Raw genomic sequence first — 23,660 nt, 5'->3', positions numbered from 1 at the left:
CTGTTCCCATGGCGACACGTGCACGCGTCCGGGCCCCCGAACTCATCGGCAAGGGCGGCTGGCTCAATACAGGCGATCAGCAGTACACCCTCTCCGACCTGCGGGGACGCATTGTCATCCTCGATTTCTGGACCTTCTGCTGTGTGAACTGTCTGCATGTGCTCGACGAGCTGCGCGCGCTGGAGGAGAAGCACCGCGACACCGTCGTGATCGTGGGCGTGCACTCCCCGAAGTTCGTCCACGAGGCGGAGCACCAGGCGGTCGTCGACGCCGTCGAGCGGTACGAGGTGCACCACCCGGTGCTGGACGATCCCGAGCTGACCACCTGGAAGCAGTACGCGGTCCGCGCCTGGCCCACCCTCGTCGTGATCGACCCCGAGGGCTATGTCGTCGCCCAGCACGCCGGTGAGGGCCACGCCCACGCCATCGAGAAGCTGGTCGAGGAGCTGGAGACCGAGCACGCCGCCAAGGGCACCCTGCGGCGCGGTGACGGGCCCTATGTGGCGCCCGAGCCGGTCGCCACGCATCTGCGCTTCCCGGGCAAGGCGCTGCTCCTGCCCGACGGCGGCTTCCTGGTCTCCGACACCACGCGCCACCGGCTGGTCGAGCTGGACGCGGACGGCGAGACGGTCCGCCGGCACTTCGGCTCGGGCGAGCGCGGCCTCACGGACGGCGGGCCCGAGAAGGTCCGGTTCAGCGAGCCCCAGGGGCTGGCCGTCCTGCCCGACGGGCGGATCGCCGTCGCCGACACCGTGAACCACGCGATCCGCGCCCTCGACCTCGCGACCGGGGAGACGACGACCCTCGCCGGCACCGGCCGCCAGTGGTGGCAGGGCGCGCCCACCAGCGGCCCCGGCCCGGAGACGGACCTCTCCTCGCCGTGGGACGTCGCCTGGTTCGACGGCAGGCTCTGGATCGCCATGGCCGGTGTCCACCAGCTGTGGACGTACGACCCCGAGGACGGCACCGTACGGGTCGCGGCCGGCACCACCAACGAAGGGCTGGTCGACGGGCCGGGCGCCGAGGCCTGGTTCGCCCAGCCCTCCGGGCTCGCCGCGACCCCGGACCGGCTCTGGGTCGCCGACTCGGAGACCTCCGCCGTGCGCTGGGTCGACCGCGACGGAGCCGTGCACACCGCCGTCGGCACCGGCCTCTTCGACTTCGGCCACCGCGACGGGGCCGCGGGCCAGGCGCTGCTCCAGCACCCGCTGGGCGTCACCGCGCTGCCCGACGGATCCGTCGCGATCTGCGACACGTACAACCACGCCCTGCGCCGCTACGACCCCGCGAGCGGCGAGGTCACCACGCTCGCCACGGACCTGCGCGAACCGAGCGACGCCGTGCTCGTCGACGGCGATCTCGTCGTCGTCGAGTCCGCCCGCCACCGGCTGACCCGGCTGCGGCTGCCCGAGGAGGCGGTACGGGTCGCGGACCGGGCCCACCGCACCCAGCGCGCGGCCACCGAGATCGCCCCCGGCACCCTCCGGCTCGACGTCGTCTTCCAGGCGCCCGCCGGACAGAAGCTCGACACCCGCTACGGGCCCTCGACCCGGCTGCTGGTCTCCTCCACCCCGCCGGAGCTGCTGGCCTCGGGCGAGGGCGCGGGCACCGATCTCTTCCGCGAACTGGTCCTCGCCGACGGCGTCACCGAGGGCGTCCTGCACGTCTCGGCGATGGCCGCCTCCTGCGACGACGACCCCGACAACGAGTACCCCGCCTGCCACGTCCACCAGCAGGACTGGGGCGTTCCCGTCACGGTGACCGCGTCGGGCACCGCACGGCTGCCGCTGGTCCTGGCCGGAATGGACGAGGAGGGCTGAGACCGGAGCGCCCGCGACGGGCGGGGGACGCGGGCCGCCCGCGCGTACCCCGTCCGGAGAGGCGGGCCCGCGCACCCGTACCACGGCCGCCCGGCCCGCCGTCGGCCGGAGCGGCGGTCCGTGCGCCCGTGCCCGCCGCCCGCCCCGCCGCGTGCACGCGTTCGGCCGGGCAGGGACGGCCGGAGCAGCGGGCCGTGTCCCCCGCCGCCCGTCCGGGCCCCCGGCTCATCCGTCGGCGGAGAGCCGCCTGACCGCCTTCTCGTACCGTCGTACGTGCTCCGGCGCCGCGGTCACCCGCAACAGCGCCTCCAGCGCCCGCACCGCGCCCTCGTCGTACCCGGACCGCTCGGCCTCCGAGGCCGCCAGATCCAGCAGCCGTGCCCCCTCGGCCTCCTCGCCCAGGGCGAGCCGCGCCTCACCGCTGACCGTCGTCAGCAGCACCCGGCGGGCCGTCTCCTCGGGCTCGGGACCCAGATCGAAGGCGGCACCGGCCGAGTCCAGGGCGTCCTGCGGCTGTCCCGCCGCGAGCTGCATCCGGGCGAGGTGCTGGAGGGCCAGCATCTCGGTGTGGGCGTCGGACTCCTTCCGGGCCAGCTCCAGCGCCCGTCCGCACCCCTCCAGCGCCAGATCGAGCCCGCCCTGCTCGGCCTGGACGAGCGCCAGGTTGATCAGCGCCGTCGCCTCGCCGAGCCGGTCACCGACCTGCCGGGCCAGCCCCGGCGACGGCTCCAGCAGCGCCACCGCCTCCGCCGTCCGGCCCTCCTCCGTCAGCACCCAGCCCAGCAGATTGCGCACCCGGGACTCCGCGTACGGATCCCCGATCGCCTCCGCCGCCGCCAGGGCCAGCTCCAGCATCGGCGCCCAACCGTCCCGCACCCGCCACACGACGTGCGGCCACTGGAGCAGGATGATCCGCCAGGCCCGGTCGTCGAGCCCGGCGCCCCGGGCGGCCGCCGCCGCCAGCGACAGGTCCTCGCGCTCGGCCGCCAGCCAGTCCATCGCCGCGGTCCGGTCGGTGAAGTCCCGCACGGCGGCGGGCCGCCGGAAGTCCCCGGGCAGCACGAAGCACGGCTCGCCGCCCGGTTCGGCGGTGTCCGCCGCGGCGAGCGCGGTGGCGATGTAGTGGTCGAGCACGCCCAGCAGCGCCCCGGGCCCGGCCGCCGGATCCAGCTCCCGCGCGTACAGCCGCACCAGATCGTGCAGTATCCAGCGCCCCGGCCCCGCCTCGCTGACCAGATGGGCGGTGGCGAGCCGCTCCAGCGCGGCGGCGGCGGCCACCGGATCGGTGCCGGCCAGCGCGGCGGCCGTGTACGGATCGAAGTGGCTGCCCGGGTGGTGGCCCAGCCGGGCCAGCTGGTGCACGGCCTCCGGCGGCAGATGCTGCACGGTCAGCCGCAGCGCGGCGGAGACCCCGGTGTCCTCCACGTCGAGATAGCTCAGCCGGCTCCGCTCGTCGGCCAGTTCGTCCGCCATCCCGGCCAGCGTCCACTGCGGGCGCCCCGCCAGCCGGGCCGCCGTGACCCGCAGGGCGAGCGGCAGCCCGCCGCACAGCTCGGCGAGCCGCCGGGCCGCCACCAGCTCCGCGCGCACCCGCTCCTCGCCCAGCACCCCGGCCAGCAGCGCGGTGCCGTCCAGGGGTTCGAGCACGTCCAGCGGGACGGGCACGGCGGCCTCGGAGGCGATCAGCCCCTCCAGCCGGTGCCGGCTGGTGATCAGCGTGACGCAGTCCGCACCGCCCGGCAGCAACTGCCTGACCTGGGCGGAGTCCCGGACGTTGTCCAGCACCACGAGCAGGCTGAGCCGGTCGGTCAGGGAGCGGAAGAGCGCCGCCGCGCCGGCCACGGACTCCGGGACCCGGCGCGGCGCGACCCCGAGCGCCAGCAGGAACTCCCGCAGCACCTCCAGCGGCGTCGGCTCGCCCGTGTCGCCGAATCCGCGCAGATCCGCGAAGAGCCGCCCGTCGGGGAAGGCGGCGGGGGAGCGGCGCGCCCAGTGCAGCGCCAGCGCGGTCTTGCCCACCCCGGCCGGCCCGGTGACCAGACAGACGGGCGCCTCGCCCGCGGCGGCCCGGGAGAGCGCGGTCAGTTCGGCGGCGCGCCCGTGGAAGCCCCGGGGGGCCCGGGGCAGCAGATCGGCGGGGTGCGCCGGGACCGGTGCGGGGAGGACGGGCCCGGTGGCGGGGCGGGGCGGGACCGGGCCGCGCCGGTCCCGTGCCCCGGGCACCGCGGCGGGTACCGGTGGCGGCTCCGCCGGAGCGGCCGCCTCCGCCGGATCCGCGGCGGCCGGAGGTTCCGGTTCACCGCGCAGGATCTGCGCGTACGCGTCGGCCAGCTCGCGCCCCGGATCGATGCCCAGCTCGTCGGCGAGCAGCCGGCGGGTGCGGTGGAACCAGTCCAGGGCCTCCGACTGGCGTCCCGAGCGGTACAGCGCCGTCATCAGGGAGGCGGCCAGGGTCTCCCGCATCGGATGGGCGACGGACTCCGCCCGCAGCACGGCCGCCGCCCGGTGGTGCTCGCCCTGCTCGCCGTAGGCACGGGCCAGCTGCTCCACGGTCGCCAGCCGGGACTCCTCCAGCGCCTGCACGGCCGCCTGGAGCGGGGCGCTGGGGTACGTACCGGTGAGCGCCGGGCCCTGCCACAGGGACAGGGCCTCCCTCAGCATGAGGACCGTGTCGGCCGGGGTGCGCTGCTCCCGGGCCAGCATCAGCAGTTCCTCGAAGCGGTGCGAGTCCAGGAGCGTCTCGGGCACCCGCAGCACGTAGGCGTCGCCCAGCGTGGCCAGCTCCACCCCGTACGCCTCGGCGTCCGCGCCGACCAGCAGCGCGCGCAGCCGCGAGACATGGCCCTGGATGACGGTGCGGGCGTGCAGCGGGGGCGCGTCGTCCCACAGGCAGTCCGTCAGCCGGGCCATGGAGACCGGGGTGTTGGCGCCGAGCAGCAGCGCGGCCAGCAGGCTGCGGCGTTTGGCGGGGCCGAGCGGCAGCGGCCCGGTCAGCGTGTCGACGCAGACCGGGCCGAGCAACCGGAACTCCACGGGCGGCTCCCTGACAGGCCTTGCGCGCCCGGTTCCGGGTCACGGACAAGTGCCCAGAATATCGGGGATCACCGGACATCGGAGCACACGGGTCGGCCGCTCCGGGGCCGGATCACAGCCGGCGGTCGTCCTCGGACACCACCGTGGTGGAGGGCGGTACGACCATGCGCCTGCGCCGCATCACCGACGCGTAGACGAACACCCCGACGACCCCGACGATCATCAGGATCCAGCCGACCAGTCCGACGTTGACGCTGTCCAGTTCCCAGTCCGTCGCGAAGGCCAGGATCGCCCCCACGCCGATGAGAATGATGCATCCTCCGAGTCCCATTGATTCCGCCTCCTCGACGGTCCGGAGGCTCCGGACCGTGTATGCGGCGGGTACCCGGCCCGGCCGATGCCATGCGGCGGGGGGCCGGGCCGCGGGACGGGCGGTCAGCCCTCCAGGAAGGCGGTCAGCGCGTTCGCCAGGTGGACCGGGTCCTCGGCGCCGCACAGCTCACGGGCGCTGTGCATGGACAGGATGGCCACACCGATGTCGACCGTCTGGATGCCGTGGCGGGCGGCGGTGATCGGGCCGATCGTCGTGCCGCACGGCATCGAGTTGTTGGAGACGAACGTCTGCCACGGCACGTCCGCCCGCTCGCACGCCTCGGCGAACACGGCCCGGCCGCTGCCGTCGGTGGCGTACCGCATGTTGACGTTGACCTTCAGGATCGGTCCGCCGTTGACGACCGGGTGGTGCGTCGGGTCGTGGCGCTCCCCGTAGTTGGGGTGGATGGCGTGACCGGTGTCCGAGGAGAGGCAGACGGTGCCGGCGAAGGCGCGCGCCCGGTCCTCGTAGCTGCCGCCGCGGGCGAACACGGAGCGCTCCAGGACCGTGCCGAGCAGCGGGCCGTCCGCGCCGGTGTCGGACTGCGAGCCGTTCTCCTCGTGGTCGAAGGCGGCCAGCACCGGGATGTAGGGCAGCTCGGCGTCGGGCAGACCGGCGACGGCGGCGAGCGCGGCGGTCGCGGCGTGCACCGACAGCAGGTTGTCCATCCGGGGACCGGCGACCAGCTCGCGGTCGCGGCCCAGGTAGGAGGGGGCCTCGACGGGGTGCGGCATCAGGTCCCAGCCGGTGATGTCCTCGGCGTCGACGCCCGCCTCGTCGGCGACGAAGCGGATGAGGTCGCCCTCGGCCACGTCACCGAGGCCCCAGATGGGCTGCATGTGCTTCTGGCGGTCGAGCTTGAGCCCGTCGGGATTGACCGAGCGGTCCAGGTGCACGGCGAGCTGCGGGACGCGCAGCAGCGGCCGGGCGATGTTCACGAGCCGGTGCGTGCCTCCCCCAGAGCCTTCGGCCTGGGAGGTGCCCCCTCGCAGCGTGATGCGCCCGGCGAGCCCGAGGTCGCGGTCCAGCCAGGTGTTGAGCAGCGTGCCCCCGTAGATCTCCACGGCGACCTGCCGCCAGCCGTACGCGCCGGTGTCGGGCAGCGGCTTCACGCGCAGGTTCGGCGAGTCCGTGTGCGCGCCGACGATCCGGAACGGGGTGTGGGCCCCGGCGCCCTCCGGCACGTACCAGGCCACGATCGCGCCACCGCGCAGGACGTACTTCCCACCCGTCGTGCCGTCCCAGGCGGCCGTCTCCTCGACCTGGCGGAATCCGGCCTTCTCCAGCCGCGCGGCGGCGGTCGCCACGGCGTGGTACGGGGACGGCGAGGCCATCAGGAAGGCCATCAGGTCATCGGTGTGCGTGCGGTCGAAGCGGGGGGAAGTGCTCATGTTCTTCACTGTAACGAGAAGCCGGTGTCCGGTATCCGGCGACCGGGGTCACGAGCCGGTCACCGTCCGGTCGTCGTGCGGCACCACGCACGGCACCGTCACCCGGACGCCGGTCCGGGTGACGGTGCGTGGGGGCGGGAAGGCTAGAACGCGGCCTCGTCCAGCTCCATCAGGGAGTTGTCGACGGACTCCGCGAGGGCGCGCTCGGTGCTCACGCCCGGCAGGACGTTCGCGGCGAAGAACTTCGCGGCGGCGATCTTGCCCTGGTAGAAGGGGACGTCCTTCGCGGTGGCGGACGGCAGCTTCTCGGCGGCCACGGCCGCGCCCTTGAGCAGCAGGTAGCCGACGACGACATCGCCGGAGGCCAGCAGCAGACGGGTCGAGTTGAGGCCGACCTTGTAGATGTTCTTGACGTCCTCGCCGGTGGCGGTGAGGTCGGTGATCATCGTGCCGACGATCGCCTCCAGGTCCACGGCCGCCTTCGCGAGCTGGTCCAGCGCACCGCCCAGCTCGGCGTGGCCCTGGTGGCCCGAGAGGAACTTCTTGATCTCCTCGGAGAGCGTGTTGAGCGAGGCGCCCTGGTCGCGGACGATCTTCCGGAAGAAGAAGTCCTGGCCCTGGATGGCCGTGGTGCCCTCGTACAGCGTGTCGATCTTGGCGTCACGGATGTACTGCTCGATCGGGTACTCCTGGAGGTACCCGGAGCCGCCGAAGGTCTGAAGCGACTGGGCCAGCTGCTCGTACGACTTCTCCGAGCCGTAGCCCTTCACGATGGGGAGCAGCAGGTCGTTGAGGCCGTGCAGCGCCTTGGCGTCCTCGCCCGCGGCCTCCTTCTCCTGGATCGCGTCCTGGACGGAGGCGGTGTAGAGGACGAGGGAGCGCATGCCCTCGGCGTACGCCTTCTGCGTCATGAGCGAGCGGCGCACGTCGGGGTGGTGGGTGATGGTGACCTTGGGGGCCGTCTTGTCCATGAACTGCGACAGGTCGCTGCCCTGGACGCGCTCCTTGGCGTACTCCAGCGCGTTGAGGTAGCCGGTGGAGAGGGTGGCGATGGCCTTCGTGCCGACCATCATCCGGGCGAACTCGATGATGCGGAACATCTGGCGGATGCCGTCGTGCTTGTCGCCGATCAGCCAGCCCTTGGCGGGGTGCTGGTCGCCGAACGTCATCTCGCAGGTGTTGGAGGCCTTGAGGCCCATCTTGTGCTCGACGTTGGTCGCGTAGACGCCGTTGCGCTCGCCCAGCTCGCCGGTGGTCCAGTCGAAGTGGAACTTCGGGACCATGAAGAGGGAGAGGCCCTTGGTGCCCGGTCCGGCGCCCTCGGGGCGGGCCAGCACGTAGTGGATGATGTTCTCGGACATGTCGTGCTCGCCCGAGGTGATGAAGCGCTTCACGCCCTCGATGTGCCAGGAGCCGTCCTCCTGCTCGACGGCCTTGGTGCGGCCGGCGCCGACGTCGGAGCCGGCGTCCGGCTCGGTCAGCACCATCGTCGAGCCCCACTGCTTCTCGACGGCGATCTCGGCGATCTTCTTCTGCGCCTCGTTGCCCTCCTCGAAGAGGATGCCGGCGAAGGCCGGGCCCGACGAGTACATCCACACGGCCGGGTTGGCGCCGAGCAGCAGCTCCGCGTAGCCCCAGATCAGGGAGCGGGGCGACGTCGTGCCGCCGATCTCCTCGGGCAGGCCCAGGCGCCAGTACTCGGAGTCCATGAAGGCCTGGTACGACTTCTTGAAGGTGTCCGGGACCGGCGCGGTGTGGGTCTCCGGGTCGAAGACCGGGGGGTTGCGGTCGGCGTCGGCGTAGGACTCCGCCAGCTCGTTCTCCGCGAGGCGGGTGACCTCTTCGAGGATGCTCTTCGCCGTCTCGACGTCCATCTCCGCGAACGGTCCGGTGCCGTACAGCTTGTCGCGCCCGAGGACCTCGAAGAGGTTGAACTCGATGTCGCGGAGATTCGACTTGTAGTGCCCCATGGGAAGGCTCCGTAATCAATAGCAGTGGCGCGCAGCGCCCCGTACAGGGGTGGCCCGGACGTATCAGCTGACCTCTATGATGATGCTACCCGTCAGTAATAAGACGCAACCCCTCTTGGGCCAGATGTGTCCGATTACTCTTTGTCCCATGTACGGCTACGACCAGAACCAGGGCGCACAGCAGCCGATGGGCGGCTACGGCGAGCAGCCGCTGTACCCCGAGCCCTCGCCGCCTTCGCTGGGGGACGCGGTCCGGGCCTTCACCACCGGTTCGCTGGCCGCCGAGGACTTCCAGCAGATCTTCGCGACCTCGAAGGTCTACTGCCCGCGGGGTGACAATCCGGGGTTCCTGGCGCTGCACAACACGCAGCAGCCGGTGATCCCGATGTTCACCACGCTCAAGGAGCTGCGGCTGTACGCGGGCAAGGAGTCCAAGTACTTCGTGATCACCGGGGCCGAGGTGATCGACCTGCTGCCCACCGGCTACGGCTTCGTCCTGGACATGGAGGGTGAGCACCGCATGGTCTTCGACGCCAAGGCCGTGGAGCAGATGGTCGACTTCGCGATGCGTCGGATGTACGGCTGACCACCGCCCTCCCGCGCCTCCGGAAGGGGTCCGTGCCGCCCGGCACGGACCCCTTCCGCGTGTCCGGGGGCGGTCCGGGAATGAACCCCGCCTTGCAGGATGTTCACCATTCAACTAAATTGGATCCCGAACGATCCCCGGAGGTGGCTCCCATGCCCGCAGTGACTGTCGAGAACCCGCTGACCCTGCCCAAGGTCGCCGCGTCGGCCGACGCGACCGCACGCCCCGTGCTCGCCGTCACCACGGCGCCGAGCGGCTTCGAGGGCGAGGGCTTCCCGGTCCGCCGCGCCTTCGCGGGGATCAACTACAAGTACCTCGACCCGTTCATCATGATGGACCAGATGGGCGAGGTGGAGTACGCGGCCGGCGAGCCGAAGGGGACCCCCTGGCACCCGCACCGCGGCTTCGAGACCGTGACGTACCTGATCGACGGAACCTTCGTCCACCAGGACTCCAACGGTGGCGGCGGCACCATCCAGAACGGCGACACCCAGTGGATGACGGCCGGTTCCGGCCTGCTCCACATCGAGGCGCCGCCGGAGTCCCTCGTCCAGTCCGGCGGCCTCTTCCACGGCCTCCAGCTCTGGGTGAACCTGCCCAAGGCCGACAAGATGATGGACCCCCGGTACCAGGACATCCGCGGCGGCCAGGTCCAGCTCCTCGCCTCCCCCGACGGCGGCGCGCTGCTCCGGGTGATCGCGGGCGAGATCGACGGCCACGAGGGCCCGGGGATCACCCACACCCCCATCACGATGATCCACGCCACCGTGCGCCCCGGCGCCGAGGTGACGCTGCCGTGGCGCGAGGAGTTCAACGGCCTCGCGTACGTGCTCGCCGGACGGGGCACCGTCGGCGAGGAGCGCCGGCCGGTCCACATGGGCCAGACCGCGGTCTTCGGCGCCGGCTCCTCGCTGACCGTCCGCGCGGACGAGAAGCAGGACGGCCACACCCCGGACCTGGAGGTCGTGCTGCTCGGCGGCCGCCCGATCCGCGAGCCGATGGCGCACTACGGGCCGTTCGTGATGAACAGCCAGGCCGAACTGAAGCAGGCCTTCGAGGACTTCCAGGCCGGCCGCCTCGGCACCGTGCCCGCCGTCCACGGCATGTGAGTCCCGCTCGTACGGGTGACGGGCCGCCGTATGACGGCCCGTCACCCGTACGGCGGCGCGGGCGGGACACCACCCGCACGGCGTGATCGGGTGGGAGGGTGCAGACCCAGAAGCCCCTCCTGCCCGAGGCCGCCCGGCGGACGGCCGCCTGGTGCGGTGTCGTCCTCCTGGTCGCCGGTGTGGCCGGTGTCGCCGTCTTCCTGTGCATCGTCCTGAAGACCGCGGTCACCCCGGTCCTTCTCGCCCTCCTCGGCACCGCGCTCCTGGGCCCCGTCAACCGCCGGCTCACCGCGCGGGGGGTGAACCGCTCGGTGGCCGCCGGCATCACCTGCGTGCTGCTGCTCGCGGTCGGCGGCGGCGCGGTCTACATCGTCGTCGCGGCGCTCATCGAGACCGGCGACCAGATCGTCGCCTCGCTCAAGGACGCCGGACAGTGGGTCATCGACCACTTCGGCCTCGAGGACGGCGCGAACGTGGACGCGCTCGCCGACAACGCCAAGAAGCTCGTCGAGAAGTTCGGCGCCAGCGCGGCGGGCGGGCTGCTCTCCGGAATCAGCCTGGTCGGCTCCTTCCTCGCCACCGCCGTCCTCTCCCTCCTGCTGACCTTCTTCTTCCTCCGCGACTCCGACCGGGCCGCGAACCTCGCCCACACCGTCGCCCCCCGGGGCACCGGAGACCTGGTCGAGGCGATGGGACGGCGCGCCTTCGAGGCGGTCGAGGGCTTCATGCGCGGGACGACGTTCATCGCGCTCATCGACGCCGTCTGCATCACGATCGGGCTGCTGATCCTGCGGGTGCCCGGGGCGGTCGGGCTCGGCGCGCTCGTCTTCGTCGGCGCCTACATCCCGTATCTGGGCGCCTTCCTCTCCGGTGCCGTCGCCGTCCTGGTGGCACTGGCCGACCGCGGCTTCGCGATCGCCCTCTGGGCGCTCGGGGTGGTGCTGGCCGTGCAGGTGCTGGAGGGCCACGTCCTGCAGCCGATGATCCAGAGCCGGACCGTGCAGATGCACCCCGCGATGATCATGATCGCGCTGACCGCCGGCGCGAGCGTCGCCGGGCTGCTGGGGATGCTCCTGGCCGTCCCCGTCTGCGCCGCCGCCTTCGGGATCATCGGCGAACTGCGCGCGGGCCCGCCCGCGCCCCCCGAGGAGCCGCCCGTCGCGCCCGGCGAACCCGAGCCCCGCACCCCGTAGCCCCCGGGAGTGTCACCCGGGCGGCAGCTCGTCCTCGTACAGCTCGAACCAGATCGACTTCCCCGCGCCGCGGGGGTCCACCCCCCACGCGTCGGCCAGCATCTCCATCAGGACCAGCCCCCGGCCGCTGGAGGCCATCTCGCCCGGCCGCCGCTTGTGCGGCAGCTCGTCGCTGCCGTCAGAGACCTCGACCCGCAGCCGCCGCTCCCCGTGCTCGCCGACCGCCTGCGCCACCATCAGGGCGTCGCCGTCCGTGTGGACCAGCACGTTCGTCACCATCTCGGACACCATGAGCACCGCCGAGTCGATCTGCTCCGCGTCCGCCCAGTCGTGCAGCATCTCGCGCAGCAGCTGCCGGGCCGCGGCGATGCGCTCCGGTTCGGCCTGGGCGATGCTCAGCGCGGTGCGCCGGGGGGCGGCCGGAAGCGCGGTGGTGGGCTCGCGCCGCAGGAGCAGGACCGCCACGTCGTCCTCGCGCCGGTCGGCGAGCGGGCCCGTCGTGTAGTGCGAATCGGGACCGTGGACCGCCTGCACCAGCGCGTCGGCGAGCTTCTCCAGGTCCTCGGTCCGCCGCTCCAGGATCGGCCGCAGCCGCACCCAGCCGGTGGCCAGGTCGTGCCCGCCGGTCTCGATCAGCCCGTCCGTGCACAACATGATCGTTTCGCCGGGTTCCAGGGTGACCCGGGTCGTCGGATAGTCCTCGTCCGCCTCGACGCCCAGCGGCAGCCCGCCCTCGGTCTGCCGGATGACGGCCGTGCCGTCGGCGGTCACGACCACCGGATCGGGGTGCCCGGCCCGCGCGATGTCCAGGACGCCCGTCTCCGGGTCCGCCTCCGCGTACAGACAGGTCGCGAAGCGGGCGCCCCGCACGGGGTCCTCGGACGCGTCCGTGAGGCCGGACAGGAAGCGCGAGGCACGGGCGAGCACCGCGTCGGGGCGGTGGCCCTCGGAGGCGTACGCGCGCAGGGCGATCCGCAGCTGGCCCATCAGCCCCGCCGCGCGGACGTCGTGCCCCTGGACATCGCCGATGACCAGGGCGATCCGGCCGTTCGGCAGGGGGATAAGGTCGTACCAGTCGCCGCCGACCTGGAGCCCGCCGCCGGTCGGGACGTAGCGCGCCGCCACCGTCATCCCGGGGATGTCCGGCCCGAGCGAGGGCATCATCGAGCGCTGGAGCCCCAGCGACAGCTCCCGCTCGGACTCCGCGGCCTCCGCCCTGGCCAGGGCCTGGGCGAGCATCCGGGCCACGGTCGTCAGCACCGAGCGCTCGTCCGGCGAGAACGCCACCGGATGGCGGAACCCGGCCATCCAGGTGCCCATGGTGCGCCCGGCCACGATCAACGGCAGAAAGGCCCAGGACCGCCGTCCGAACCGCTGCGCCAGCGGCCAGGTCGCCGGATAGCGGCCGCGGTAGTCCTCCGGCGAGGCCAGATAGATCGCCCGCCCCGTCCGCACGACCTCGGCGGCCGGGTAGTCGGTCTCCAGCGGCATGTTCGTGAAGGGGCCCTCGTCGCCCATGTTGTGCCCGTGGTGGCCGATGATCGTCAGCCGCTCGCCCTCGACCCCGAAGACCGCCAGCCCGTCCGGTGAGAAACCGGGCATGGAGAGCGCCGAGGCGACCCGCAGCACCTCCGCCGTGGACCGGGCCTCGGCCAGCGCCCGCCCCGCGTCCAGCAGGAACGCCTCGCGCGAACGCCGCCAGTCGCCGGTGATCGGGGTGCGCACCCCGGCCGCGCCCGGCTCCGGGTCCGCCACCTCCTGGAGGGTGCCGACCAGGACGAATCCCTCCTCGTCGGCCGCGTCCGGCAGCAGCGGCTTGGAGCGGCTGCGCACGGTGCGCAGCACCCGGCCGTGTCCGTCCACGATCCGCAGCCGGGCCTCGGCGAGGGTGCCCTCGGCGACCGCGAGGTTCACCACCCCGTTGATCTCGTTCCAGTCGACGGGGTGAAAGCGCGAGCGCACCTCGGAATCGCGGAAGGTGCTGTACTCGGCGGGCAGCTCCAGCAGCCGGGCGGCCTCCGCGTCGAGCGTGACGATGCCCGCCCGGTTGTCCCAGCGCCAGAGACCGGTCGCGGTCGCGGCCAGGACGTCCTCGGTGCGCATTGCCCCACTTTATGAAGATGTGCACCCCGGACGCCACCGAAGGGCCGGAGGGCGGGGGCCCGGACGATCTTGGCGCGGGCAATGACAATGAAACGGTCCGGTCGCGGGCGGTAGCCTGGGGAGGCTGAATCCACCCCAACCGCGAAGACTGGATGAACGACGATGCATCGGTACAGGTCCCACACCTGCGGCGAGCTCCGCGCCTCTGACGTCGGCACCGACGTCCGGCTGAGCGGCTGGCTGCACAATCGCCGAGACCTGGGCGGCATCCTCTTCATCGATCTGCGCGACCACTACGGTCTGGTGCAGCTCGTCGCCCGTCCCGGCACCCCCGCCAACGAGGCGCTGTCGAAGCTGACCAAGGAGACCGTCGTCCGCGTCGACGGCACGGTCTCCGCCCGTGGCGCCGACAACGTCAACCCGGAGCTGCCCACCGGCGAGATCGAGATCGAGGTCTCCGAGGTCGAGGTGCTGGGCGAGGCCGCCCCGCTGCCCTTCACGATCAACGCCGAGGACGGGGTCAACGAGGAGCGCCGCCTGGAGTACCGCTTCCTCGACCTGCGCCGCGAGCGCATGCACCGCAACATCATGCTGCGCTCGGCCGTCATCGCCTCCATCCGCTCCAAGATGGTCGCCCTCGGCTTCAACGAGATGGCGACGCCGATCCTCACCGCGACCTCCCCCGAGGGCGCCCGTGACTTCGTCGTCCCGTCCCGGCTGAACCCGGGCAAGTTCTACGCGCTCCCGCAGGCGCCGCAGCAGTTCAAGCAGCTGCTGATGATCTCCGGCTTCGACCGGTACTTCCAGATCGCGCCCTGCTTCCGCGACGAGGACGCCCGCGCCGACCGTTCGCCGGGCGAGTTCTACCAGCTCGACGTCGAGATGTCCTTCGTCGAGCAGGAGGACGTCTTCCGGCCGATCGAGAAGCTCATGACCGAGCTGTTCGAGGAGTTCGGCAACGGCCGCCACGTCACCTCGCCGTTCCCGCGCATCCCGTTCCGCGAGTCGATGCTGAAGTACGGCAACGACAAGCCGGACCTGCGCGCCAAGCTGGAGCTGGTCGACATCTCCGACGTCTTCGCGGACTCGGAGTTCAAGGCCTTCGCCGGCAAGCACGTCCGCGCCCTGCCGGTGCCGGACACCGCCGGTCAGTCGCGGAAGTTCTTCGACGGTCTCGGTGAGTACGCGGTCGAGCACGGCGCCAAGGGCCTGGCCTGGGTGCGCGTGGGCGAGGACGGCACGCTGGCCGGTCCGATCGCCAAGTTCCTCACCGAGGCGGACATCAAGACGCTCACCGAGCGGCTCTCCCTCGTCCCCGGCCACGCGGTGTTCTTCGGGGCCGGCGAGTTCGACGAGGTCTCCAAGATCATGTCGGCCGTCCGCGTCGAGGCCGCCAAGCGCGCCGGCCACTTCGAGGAGGGCGTCTTCCGCTTCTGCTGGATCGTCGACTTCCCGATGTACGAGAAGGACGAGGACACCGGGAAGATCGACTTCTCGCACAACCCCTTCTCGATGCCCCAGGGCGGTCTGAAGGACCTGGAGGAGAAGGACCCGCTGGACATCCTCGCCTGGCAGTACGACATCGTCTGCAACGGCATCGAGCTGTCCTCCGGCGCCATCCGGAACCACGAGCCCGAGCTGATGATCAAGGCCTTCGAGATCGCCGGCTACGACCGCGACACCGTCGAGCGCGAGTTCGCCGGCATGCTCAAGGCCTTCCGCCTCGGCGCCCCGCCGCACGGTGGCATCGCCCCGGGCGTCGACCGCATCGTGATGCTGCTGGCCGACGAGCCCAACATCCGCGAGACGATCGCCTTCCCGCTGAACGGCAACGCGCAGGACCTGATGATGGGCGCGCCCACGGTGCTGGAGGAGGCCCGTCTGCGCGAGCTGAACATCCAGCTCCGCAAGCCTGCCGCCGGCACGAAGGACGCCGCCGACAAGTAAAGAACGATGCGCCCTTCGGGTGCATCTGCCGTGTTTCACGTGAAACGGCCCCCGCGACGGAGCGCACGCTCCCGGCGGGGGCCGTTCCGCGTCCCGTCCGGAAGCGGGCCGGTCACTGCTGTCCCTCCCACAGGAACGCACAGCCCGCGCCCATGTCCCTGCCAGCTCGGCGGCCTAGCCTCCCCCGCATGACGGACAGACAAGAACCCGCGCACAAGCAGGACTTGACCCGCCGACGGATGATCCTGGCCGGTGGAGCGGCCGTCGCGGCGGCCGGGATCGGCGCCGGGGCGGTCGCGAACGCCTCGGCCGGGGAGAGCGGCGGCCGGGGGAAGAACCCGGCCGGCCAGGGCGAGGCCTGCTACCGGCTCACCTCGGAGACCACCGAGGGCCCGTACTACATCGACGCCGACAAGATCCGGAAGGACATCACGGAGGGCAAGGAGGGCATCCCGATGACCCTCCGGCTCAAGGTGATCGACTCCGACACCTGCAAGCCGGTCGCGAAGGCCGCCGTGGACATCTGGCACTGCGACGCGCTGGGCCTGTACTCGGGGTACGAGAGCATGAGCCAGGGCGGCGGCCCCGGTGGCCCCGGCGGTGGCGGCACCCCGCCGAGCGGTGCCCCCACGGACGCCCCGACCGGGATGCCCACGGACGCGCCCACCGGCACCCCTCCGTCCGGCGGCCCCGGAGGCGGCGGGCACAGCGAGCCGACCGACGACAAGCGCTACCTGCGCGGCACCCAGCTCACCGACAAGCACGGCCATGTGGAGTTCCGGACGATCTTCCCGGGCTGGTACCAGGGCCGGGCCGTACACATCCACACCAAGGTCCACGTCGGCGGGACGATGACCGACGCGGGCTACGAGGGCGGGCACACCTGCCACACCGGCCAGTTCTTCTTCGCGGAGCAGGCGGTGCTCGACTCGGCGGAGGTCGCGCCGTACTCGACCAGCACCACCACCCGCACCACCCTGACCGAGGACACCATCTACGACCGGAGCGGGGTCACCGGCGGGCTGATGAAGCTCTCGTACCGCAGGAAGCACATGGACCGGGGCGTCGTCGGCTCGATCACCATGGGCGTCGATCCGGACGAGACCCACGACGGCACGGGGATGTGAGCCGCCGGGACTGACCGCAGACCTCCCCACCAGCCTCCTCAGGCCTCCGTCCCCCCGCGGAGGCGAAGGGCCCGGCCACCGGACCGTCCACCCCGGTGCCGGGCCCTTCGCGCACGGTCCGCCGTCCGCCGCCCGTGCGCGGGCATACACATACGACGAATCACCCGAACGACGAGACCCGGATGGCCCCGGCCACGGATTGGCGGTCTCCGGCGGCGGCAAAGACTGCCTGGGACGACCCCGGCCCGGACCCGCGGCCCGTGCCCGCGACGGCCCGGCGGCCGCCCGCCCCACCGCTGAGGAGCTCTCCGTGCCCGTGTCCCGTCCACGCGTTCAGCTGCGTCTCCCGTACGTCGTCTGCGCCACCGTCCTGCTGCTGCTGGCCGGGTACGGGTCGGGCGCCTTCCGCGGGCCGGACGGCGGGGCCGCCACCCGGGCCGACGGGGCCGCGGGCGTACCGGGCCCGCCCGGTGCCGCCGCCTCCGCCCGTCCGCCGCGCCCGGCCCCGCCGCGCGAGATCCCCGGGCTCGGGCCCCTGACCAGGGCGCGGATCCCGGACGGAGCGCGCCAGGCCTTCGTCGTCACCGGCGAGTCCCCGGACTCCAACCGCTCCACGGCCGTCCTCTACACCCGGGACGACCCGGCCCTCGGCTGGCAGGCCGCCCTGGCCCCTTGGCCCGCCCACAACGCCCTGAACGGCTGGACCCCCGAGCACTACGAGGGCGATCTGCGCTCCCCCGTCGGCGTCTTCTCCCTCACCGCCGCCGGCGGCCGCCTCGAACCCCCGGCGACCACCTTCCCGTACGACCTCAGCCCCGACTTCACGGCCTCCGGCGACGGCTTCCACGGCGAACCGCTGGAGGGCTCCTTCGACTACGTCATCGCCATCGACTACAACCGCCTCCCGGGCACCTCGCCCCTCGACCACACCCGCCCCCTCGGCGACGAACGCGGCGGCGGCATCTGGATCCACGTCGACCACGGCGGCCCCACCCAGGGCTGCGTCTCGGTCACCGAGGACCGCATGAAACAGCTCCTCACCGTCCTCGACCCGGCGAAGGAGCCCGTCATCGTGATGGGGGACGCGGCGTCGCTGAGCGCCTGAAAGCCCCGCTCGCAGGGCCCTTCGGCCCGTAATCTGGTCACCGCCCGACCACTTCCAGGAGGCGGACATGAGCGTGGCCGACGAGAGGTTGCTGTCCCAGGAGATCTTCGAGGACCTCGCCCGCCATGCGGTACGTGCGGAGGAATCGCTGCGTCTGGAATTCGTGAACGGGAGACTCGGGGTCAAGGCTGTTCCGGACGGGAGCCATGGACGGATCATCGTCTGGCTCACCCAGCAGTGCGTGCAGGCGGATTCCAGCCTCTGGCTCTACGCCGGGCAGGGGCTGCGGATCGAGAGGCACCACAGGGGGAACGCCCGGCCCGACGGGGCGCTCGCCCGCAGTGGCACCTTCGTCGGCCAGGGCGAATGGGCCAGCCCGGACGGCGTTCTGATGGTCGTCGAGGTGACCTCCTACGACGAGGACACGGACCGCCGGGACCGGGTCGAGAAGCCGCGGGCGTACGCCGAGACCGGCATTCCCGTCTATCTGCTCATCGACCGCGAGACCTGCGAGGTCAAGGTGCACTCGCAGCCCGACGGGGTGCGGTACGAGACGGTGGTGACCGTGCCGTTCGGCAAGAGCGTCCTGCTCCCCGACCCGGTGGGCATCGAGCTGGACACCGAACCGCTCAAGGACTGGACGCGCTGATCCGGGAGACGCGAAGAGGGGCGGGACCGTCGTGCGGTCCTGCCCCTCTCGTGCGGATGATCCCGTTACGCGGGCTTCTCCTCCAGGCGCGGGAACAGCACCGCGCCCTTCGTGACCGTGGCGCCGGCGGGGAGCAGGCCCCAGGTGCCGGCGTCCTGGACGTGCTGGTCGGACAGGGCGCCCAGGGACTCCTCGGCGCCGAGGGACTCCCACAGCTTCTGGGAGGTCTCCGGCATGACGGCGTTGAGCAGGACCGCGACACCGCGCAGGGACTCGGCGGCCGTGTACAGGATCGTCGCCAGGCGGGCGCGGCCCTCCGGCGAGTCGTCCTTGGCGACCTTCCACGGCTCCTGTTCCGTGATGTAGCCGTTGACCTGCTTCACGAAGTCGAAGACCGCCAGGATGCCGCCCTGGAAGTCCAGCTCCTCGCCGATCTTGCGGTCGGCCGTGGCGACGGCCTTCGCCAGTCCGTCGCGGACCGCCTGCTCGGCCTCGCCCGCGGCCGTGGCCTCGGGGAGCGCGCCGCCGAAGTACTTGCCGACCATGGCCGCGACGCGCGAGGCGAGGTTGCCGTAGTCGTTGGCCAGCTCGGAGGTGTAGCGGGCGCTGAAGTCCTCCCAGGAGAACGAGCCGTCGCTGCCGTACGCGATGGCCCGCAGGAAGTACCAGCGGTAGGCGTCCACGCCGAAGTGCGAGGTCAGGTCCTGCGGCTTGATGCCGGTCAGGTTGGACTTCGACATCTTCTCGCCGCCGACCATCAGCCAGCCGTTGGCGACGACCTTGCCGGGCAGCGGCAGGCCCTGCGCCATCAGCATGGCCGGCCAGATGACCGAGTGGAAGCGCAGGATGTCCTTGCCGATCAGGTGCACGTTCGCCGGGAACGTACCGTCGAACTTCTCCTGGTTGGCGCCGTAGCCGACGGCCGTCGCGTAGTTCAGCAGCGCGTCGACCCACACGTAGATGACGTGCTTGTCGTCCCACGGGACCGGGACGCCCCAGTCGAACGTCGAGCGGGAGATCGACAGGTCCTGGAGGCCCTGCTTGACGAAGTTCACGATCTCGTTGCGCGCGGACTCCGGCTGGATGAAGTCCGGGTTGGCCGCGTAGAACTCCATGAGCTTCGGGCCGTACTCACTGAGCTTGAAGAAGTAGTTCTCCTCCTTGAGGATCTCCACCGGCTTCTTGTGGATCGGGCACAGCTTGACGCCGTCCTCGTCCTCGATCAGATCGCCGGGGAGCTTGTACTCCTCGCAGCCCACGCAGTACGGGCCCTCGTAGCCGCCCTTGTAGATCTCGCCCTTGTCGTACAGGTCCTGCACGAACTCCTGCACACGGTCCGTGTGCCGCTTCTCCGTCGTCCGGATGAAGTCGTCGTTCGCGATGTTCAGGTGCTCCCAGAGGGGCTTCCAGGACTCCTCGACGAGCTTGTCGCACCACTCCTGCGGCGTGACGCCGTTCGTCTCGGCCGTGCGCATGATCTTCTGACCGTGCTCGTCCGTGCCGGTGAGGTACCACACCTTCTCGCCGCGCTGGCGGTGCCAGCGGGTGAGCACGTCGCCTGCGACGGTCGTATAGGCGTGGCCCAGGTGAGGAGCGTCGTTTACGTAGTAGATGGGGGTCGAGACGTAGAACGCCGTCGCCGCCTGCTTCTCGGATCCAGTGGCCGCCATGGTCGAAATCCTAACGGTCCGGGGGAGAACCGCTCGCACGGATAAACCCCGCCCCGGGGACGGAGACCTTTGCGAAACATCCCTTCCCGTAGCAAAGACGCATCCTGGGAGGGAGTGGACACGCATGCACGAGGCAGGGGACATCACGATGCGGGTACTGGTCGCCGAGGACGAGGAGATTCTGGCGGAGCTGGTCGCCACCGGGCTGCGACGGGCCGGGTTCGCCGTCGACACCGTGTACAGCGGCGACGCCGCCCAGGCCTACCTGGGCCTGCACGACTACGACGTCGTCGTCCTGGACCGCGATCTGCCCCGGGTGCACGGCGACGACGTCGCCCGCCAGCTGGTCGCCTCCGGCTCCCGCACCAGGATCCTGATGCTCACCGCCGCCGGCAGCATGGAGGACCGGGTCTCCGGCCTCGACCTGGGCGCCGACGACTACCTGGGCAAGCCCTTCGAGTTCCCCGAGCTGGTCTCCCGCGTCCGCGCCCTGCGGCGGCGCAGCGCCCGCCCCGTACCGCCGCAGCTGGCCCGGCACGGCATCCGGCTCGACACCGTGCGCCGCACCGCGAGCCGGGACGGCCGCGAGCTGGACCTCTCGCCGAAGGAGTTCACCGTGCTCCAGCTGCTGCTGGAGGCCGACGGCGGGACGGTCAGCGCCGAGGAACTGCTGGAACGGGCCTGGGACGCCAACGCCGACCCCTTCACCGGGGCCGTCCGCGTCTGCATGAGCAAGCTCCGCGCCAAGCTCGGCGAACCGAACGTCATCCGCACCGTGCAGGGCGTGGGGTACGCCCTGTGAAGCGCCCGCCCCTGCCGCGCCTCACCATCAGGACCAGGATCGCGCTCGTGTACGGCGGGGTCTTCCTGGTGCTCGGTACGGCGCTGCTCGCGACCGTCAATCTGGCCTCCCGCTCCGGAACGGACTCCCAGGCCCGCGCCATCGCCCGCAGCGCCGCCGTCGTCCAGCCCGGCTACGCGGTCAACGGCCCCCTCGTCACCCGCCGCAGCCTCGGCCCACCGACCGTCTACGACCTCACCGACCACGTCAGCGACGCGGCCGGGGACCAGCTCCTGTACTGGTCGATCGCCGCGCTGCTGGTGATGACGGCCTGCGCGGTCGCGGTCGGCTGGTGGACCGCCGGGCGGGTCCTGCGGCCCGTGCACGCGATGACGGCCAAGGCCCGCCGGCTCTCCGCGCACACCCTCCACGAGCGGATCGCCTCCCAGGGCCCCGACGACGAGCTGAAGGAGCTGGGCGAGACCCTCGACGCCCTGCTCGCCCGGCTGGAGAAGGCCTTCGACGGGCAGCGGCGGTTCATCGCCAACGCCTCGCACGAACTGCGCACCCCGCTGGCCACCCAGCGGGCCGCGATCCAGATCGGTCTGGACGACCCGACCCCGGAGGACCTGGTCCGCACCCGGCAGACGCTGCTGGACAACAACCGGCGCAGCGAACGGCTCATCGAGGGGCTGCTGCTCCTCGCGCGCAGCGAGCGGGGGCTCGGCGAGAGCGAGCGGGAGGCCGTGGACCTGGTGCGGGTGGTGGCGGAGGAGGCGGCCTGCCGTCCGGGTGTGACGGTCGACGCGTCCCCCTGCGAGGTGCGCGGGAACCGGGTGCTGCTGGCCCGGCTGGTGGCCAATCTGGTGGCCAACGCGACGACGTACAACGTGCCCGGCGGGCGGGTGGAGGTGTCCCTGACGCAGGTCGGCGCGGGGGTGCTGCTGGAGGTGCGCAACACCGGGCCGGTGGTGGACGCGGCGGACGTCCCCGGGCTCTTCGAGCCGTTCCGGCGCGGTGAGGGGCGGGACCGGATGGGGCCGGGCTCGGGGCTCGGCCTGTCGATCGTGCGCTCCATCGCGGTCGCGCACGGCGGTACGGTCACGGCGGTGCCGGGCCCGCAGGGCGGGCTCGCCGTGACCGTACGCCTGCCGGTCGGTCAGGCGCCGGCGTCGGGCTCGCGGGCGGCGAACCAGGCGGCCGGGGCGGCCAGGACCTCGCGGTAGAACGCGGCGTCCGCGACCTCGCGGGGCGCGGGGCCGGCGTGGAAGAAGCCGGCGTTCGGGGCGTCCAGCTTCCGCAGGAAGTCGAAGCCCTTGGCGTCCTGCTCGCCGAAGGCGACGAACTGGAAGAACAGCGGCAGCCGGGCCGCGTCCGTCAGCGCCTGGCGGGCGGCCTGCTTGACGTCCGGCGGGCCGTCGGTCTGGAAGACGACCAGCGCCGGGCCGGTCCGTCCGGACGCCTCGTAGTGCGAGACGACCTCCTCGACGGCGCGGTGGTAGTTCGTCCGGCCGAGGCGGCCGAGGCCGGCGTTCAGCTCGTCGATCCGGCCCGCGTGGCTGTCCAGCTCCACCGTGCCGGTGCCGTCGATGTCGGTCGAGAAGAACACGACCTGGACGGTGGCGGCCTCGTCGAGGTGCGCGGCCAGGGCCATCGTGCGGTCGCCCAGGTGCTGGGCGCTGCCGTCCTTGTAGAACGGGCGCATCGAGCCGGAGCGGTCGAGCACCAGGTAGACGGCGGCCCGCGTACCGGTCAGGCCGTGGGCCTTCAGCCCGGCCTGGGCGGCCTTGTACATCCCGGCCAGCTCGGGCGCGCGCGCCTTGACCTTGGCCGGCGTGAGCGCGGACTTGCCGGCGGGGGCGGCGGGCGCGGGGGCCTCGGTGGTGGCGGCCGGGGCGGGCGCCTCGGCGGGGGCCGGTTCCGGCTCCGGGGTGGTGGCCGGCGTCGGCTCCGGTTCCGGGGCGGTGGCCTCGGGCTCGGTGGCGGGGGCGGGTTCCTCGGCGGCGGGCTCTGCGGCGGGTTCTTCGGCGGCGGCAGCCGGCTCGGCCTCGGTCGGCTTCGGCTTCGCCTCGGCCTCGGGCTTGTCGTCGGCCTCGGGCTTCCCCGAGGCCTCCGCTTCCACCGTGGTCTCGGTGGTCTCGGCGGTCTCGGCCGTGTTGCCGGCCTCAGTGACCGCCGCAGTCTCGGCCGTGTCGCCGGTCTCAGCAGCCTCCGCGACCTCGGCCACTTCCGTGGCCTCCGCTGCCTCAACAGTCTCCGGCTCAGCAGCCTTCGCGGCCTCCGGCTCCGCAGCGTCAGCAGTCTCCGGCTCAGCGGCCTTCGAGGCGGCCTCCGGCTCCGTGGTCTCCGGCGCCGACGTGCGCTCGGTCTGGGCCGGGACCGTGGGGGCGGGCTTCGGGGCGGGGGCGGCCGGGTTGTCGAAGGCGGCGGCCACCAGGTCGGATGCCGCGTCCCGCGATGACGTGGAGCGCTCCGGCGACGCGGGCGCGGGCACCGTGGCCCGGGCCGCGGCCGGGGCGGGCTCGGAAGCGGCCTCGTCCGCCGGCTCCGGCGCGCCCGCGGACTCCGGCTCCGTGGCCAGGGTGCGCTCGCTCTGGGACGGGACCGTGGCCGTCGTCGGCTCGTCCTGCTCCGTGCGGTCACGGCCGAACACCTTGCGCAGCAAGCTCCGAATGCCCATGGGCGAGGCCTTTCGCATGAGTTGGGTGCGATGAATGTCCGTACTGCGGGAATTGATCCCTGGCCAGGGCGGATACGTAAGGTTAGCGGCCGGATCCGGCCCTCCGGTGGTGCGGCCCGCCCT

Annotated in this window: 17 protein-coding genes; 10 read left to right on the top strand and 7 right to left on the bottom strand. The window is 72.3% G+C overall.

What is annotated here, in order from left to right; all coding sequences use genetic code 11:
- The first annotated feature begins 8 nt into the window (after positions 1-8).
- Positions 9-1,820: an NHL domain-containing thioredoxin family protein gene (locus ACFVDM_RS00950; RefSeq protein WP_383631110.1), complete on the top strand. Its 1,812-nt coding sequence runs from the start codon at positions 9-11 to the stop codon at positions 1,818-1,820.
- Between the two features lie 225 nt (positions 1,821-2,045).
- Here the strand turns inward: ACFVDM_RS00950 and ACFVDM_RS00945 are convergent, their stop codons facing one another.
- From ACFVDM_RS00945 to ACFVDM_RS00930, 4 genes are all read right to left on the bottom strand, one after another.
- A complete protein-coding gene (locus ACFVDM_RS00945; protein WP_383631107.1) occupies positions 2,046-4,853 on the bottom strand; it encodes a BTAD domain-containing putative transcriptional regulator in 2,808 nt (935 codons plus the stop codon).
- A gap of 112 nt (positions 4,854-4,965) precedes the next feature.
- Positions 4,966-5,184 (bottom strand): DUF6458 family protein, encoded by a 219-nt coding sequence (locus tag ACFVDM_RS00940; protein ID WP_383631104.1) that lies wholly within the window; start codon positions 5,182-5,184, stop codon positions 4,966-4,968.
- A 104-nt stretch (positions 5,185-5,288) separates the two neighbouring features.
- A complete protein-coding gene (locus tag ACFVDM_RS00935; RefSeq protein WP_383631101.1) occupies positions 5,289-6,617 on the bottom strand; it encodes a M18 family aminopeptidase in 1,329 nt (442 codons plus the stop codon).
- A gap of 143 nt (positions 6,618-6,760) precedes the next feature.
- Positions 6,761-8,587, bottom strand: a complete 1,827-nt coding sequence (locus ACFVDM_RS00930) for an acyl-CoA dehydrogenase (protein ID WP_383631098.1) — start codon at positions 8,585-8,587, stop codon at positions 6,761-6,763.
- Positions 8,588-8,735: 148 nt separating this feature from the next.
- Here ACFVDM_RS00930 and ACFVDM_RS00925 point away from each other — a divergent pair, with 148 nt between their 5' ends.
- From ACFVDM_RS00925 to ACFVDM_RS00915, 3 genes are all read left to right on the top strand, one after another.
- A complete protein-coding gene (locus ACFVDM_RS00925) occupies positions 8,736-9,173 on the top strand; it encodes an SseB family protein (RefSeq protein ID WP_383631095.1) in 438 nt (145 codons plus the stop codon).
- 152 nt (positions 9,174-9,325) lie between these two features.
- The gene (locus ACFVDM_RS00920; protein ID WP_383631092.1) at positions 9,326-10,282 is read left to right on the top strand and encodes a pirin family protein; all 957 of its coding nucleotides are present in this window, start codon (positions 9,326-9,328) and stop codon (positions 10,280-10,282) included.
- 98 nt (positions 10,283-10,380) lie between these two features.
- Entirely contained in the window at positions 10,381-11,475 is a 1,095-nt protein-coding gene (locus ACFVDM_RS00915) for an AI-2E family transporter (RefSeq protein WP_383631089.1), read from the top strand.
- Positions 11,476-11,487: 12 nt separating this feature from the next.
- Here the strand turns inward: ACFVDM_RS00915 and ACFVDM_RS00910 are convergent, their stop codons facing one another.
- Positions 11,488-13,578 (bottom strand): SpoIIE family protein phosphatase, encoded by a 2,091-nt coding sequence (locus tag ACFVDM_RS00910; RefSeq protein WP_383631086.1) that lies wholly within the window; start codon positions 13,576-13,578, stop codon positions 11,488-11,490.
- A 162-nt stretch (positions 13,579-13,740) separates the two neighbouring features.
- Here ACFVDM_RS00910 and aspS point away from each other — a divergent pair, with 162 nt between their 5' ends.
- The 4 genes from aspS (at position 13,741) to ACFVDM_RS00890 (ending at position 18,406) form a co-directional block, all read left to right on the top strand.
- Positions 13,741-15,525, top strand: coding sequence for an aspartate--tRNA ligase (aspS, locus tag ACFVDM_RS00905; RefSeq protein ID WP_383631083.1), 1,785 nt, complete (start codon positions 13,741-13,743; stop codon positions 15,523-15,525).
- A 188-nt stretch (positions 15,526-15,713) separates the two neighbouring features.
- The gene (locus ACFVDM_RS00900; protein ID WP_383631080.1) at positions 15,714-16,652 is read left to right on the top strand and encodes an intradiol ring-cleavage dioxygenase; all 939 of its coding nucleotides are present in this window, start codon (positions 15,714-15,716) and stop codon (positions 16,650-16,652) included.
- Positions 16,653-16,962: 310 nt separating this feature from the next.
- The gene (locus tag ACFVDM_RS00895) at positions 16,963-17,757 is read left to right on the top strand and encodes a L,D-transpeptidase family protein (protein WP_383631077.1); all 795 of its coding nucleotides are present in this window, start codon (positions 16,963-16,965) and stop codon (positions 17,755-17,757) included.
- 67 nt (positions 17,758-17,824) lie between these two features.
- Positions 17,825-18,406 carry a Uma2 family endonuclease gene (locus tag ACFVDM_RS00890; RefSeq protein ID WP_383631074.1) on the top strand — a complete coding sequence of 194 codons (582 nt, stop codon included), beginning with the start codon at positions 17,825-17,827 and terminating at the stop codon, positions 18,404-18,406.
- Between the two features lie 65 nt (positions 18,407-18,471).
- On the opposite strand, the gene metG is transcribed toward ACFVDM_RS00890, so the two are convergent.
- Positions 18,472-20,076: a methionine--tRNA ligase gene (gene metG / locus ACFVDM_RS00885; RefSeq protein WP_383631071.1), complete on the bottom strand. Its 1,605-nt coding sequence runs from the start codon at positions 20,074-20,076 to the stop codon at positions 18,472-18,474.
- A gap of 148 nt (positions 20,077-20,224) precedes the next feature.
- Between metG and ACFVDM_RS00880 the strand changes: the two genes are divergently transcribed.
- Both ACFVDM_RS00880 and ACFVDM_RS00875 read left to right on the top strand, forming a co-directional pair.
- Positions 20,225-20,878: a response regulator transcription factor gene (locus ACFVDM_RS00880; RefSeq protein ID WP_383632112.1), complete on the top strand. Its 654-nt coding sequence runs from the start codon at positions 20,225-20,227 to the stop codon at positions 20,876-20,878.
- Entirely contained in the window at positions 20,875-22,083 is a 1,209-nt protein-coding gene (locus ACFVDM_RS00875; protein WP_383631068.1) for a sensor histidine kinase, read from the top strand. Before ACFVDM_RS00880 ends, ACFVDM_RS00875 begins: the two co-directional genes overlap by 4 nt.
- On the opposite strand, the gene ACFVDM_RS00870 is transcribed toward ACFVDM_RS00875, so the two are convergent.
- Complete coding sequence (locus ACFVDM_RS00870; protein WP_383631065.1) at positions 22,017-23,537, bottom strand: VWA domain-containing protein; 1,521 nt, start codon at positions 23,535-23,537, stop codon at positions 22,017-22,019. The genes ACFVDM_RS00875 and ACFVDM_RS00870 overlap by 67 nt on opposite strands.
- Positions 23,538-23,660: the final 123 nt, after the last annotated feature.

The sequence above is a fragment of the Streptomyces sp. NPDC057682 genome (genome assembly GCF_042799575.1).
Taxonomy (GTDB): domain Bacteria; phylum Actinomycetota; class Actinomycetes; order Streptomycetales; family Streptomycetaceae; genus Streptomyces.
Note: the sequence above shows the minus strand (reverse complement) of the source record. Positions and strands in the feature narration are given on the sequence as shown.

Coding starts and splice junctions, on each gene's coding strand:
- ACFVDM_RS00900 (WP_383631080.1), top strand. CDS start 15,714: ATGACGGACAGACAAGAACCCGCGCACAAGCAGGACTTGACCCGCCGA.
- ACFVDM_RS00950 (WP_383631110.1), top strand. CDS start 9: ATGGCGACACGTGCACGCGTCCGGGCCCCCGAACTCATCGGCAAGGGC.
- ACFVDM_RS00870 (WP_383631065.1), bottom strand. CDS start 23,537: ATGGGCATTCGGAGCTTGCTGCGCAAGGTGTTCGGCCGTGACCGCACG.
- ACFVDM_RS00880 (WP_383632112.1), top strand. CDS start 20,225: ATGCGGGTACTGGTCGCCGAGGACGAGGAGATTCTGGCGGAGCTGGTC.
- metG (WP_383631071.1), bottom strand. CDS start 20,076: ATGGCGGCCACTGGATCCGAGAAGCAGGCGGCGACGGCGTTCTACGTC.
- ACFVDM_RS00940 (WP_383631104.1), bottom strand. CDS start 5,184: ATGGGACTCGGAGGATGCATCATTCTCATCGGCGTGGGGGCGATCCTG.
- ACFVDM_RS00890 (WP_383631074.1), top strand. CDS start 17,825: ATGAGCGTGGCCGACGAGAGGTTGCTGTCCCAGGAGATCTTCGAGGAC.
- ACFVDM_RS00930 (WP_383631098.1), bottom strand. CDS start 8,587: ATGGGGCACTACAAGTCGAATCTCCGCGACATCGAGTTCAACCTCTTC.
- ACFVDM_RS00910 (WP_383631086.1), bottom strand. CDS start 13,578: ATGCGCACCGAGGACGTCCTGGCCGCGACCGCGACCGGTCTCTGGCGC.
- ACFVDM_RS00920 (WP_383631092.1), top strand. CDS start 9,326: ATGCCCGCAGTGACTGTCGAGAACCCGCTGACCCTGCCCAAGGTCGCC.
- ACFVDM_RS00925 (WP_383631095.1), top strand. CDS start 8,736: ATGTACGGCTACGACCAGAACCAGGGCGCACAGCAGCCGATGGGCGGC.
- aspS (WP_383631083.1), top strand. CDS start 13,741: ATGCATCGGTACAGGTCCCACACCTGCGGCGAGCTCCGCGCCTCTGAC.
- ACFVDM_RS00935 (WP_383631101.1), bottom strand. CDS start 6,617: ATGAGCACTTCCCCCCGCTTCGACCGCACGCACACCGATGACCTGATG.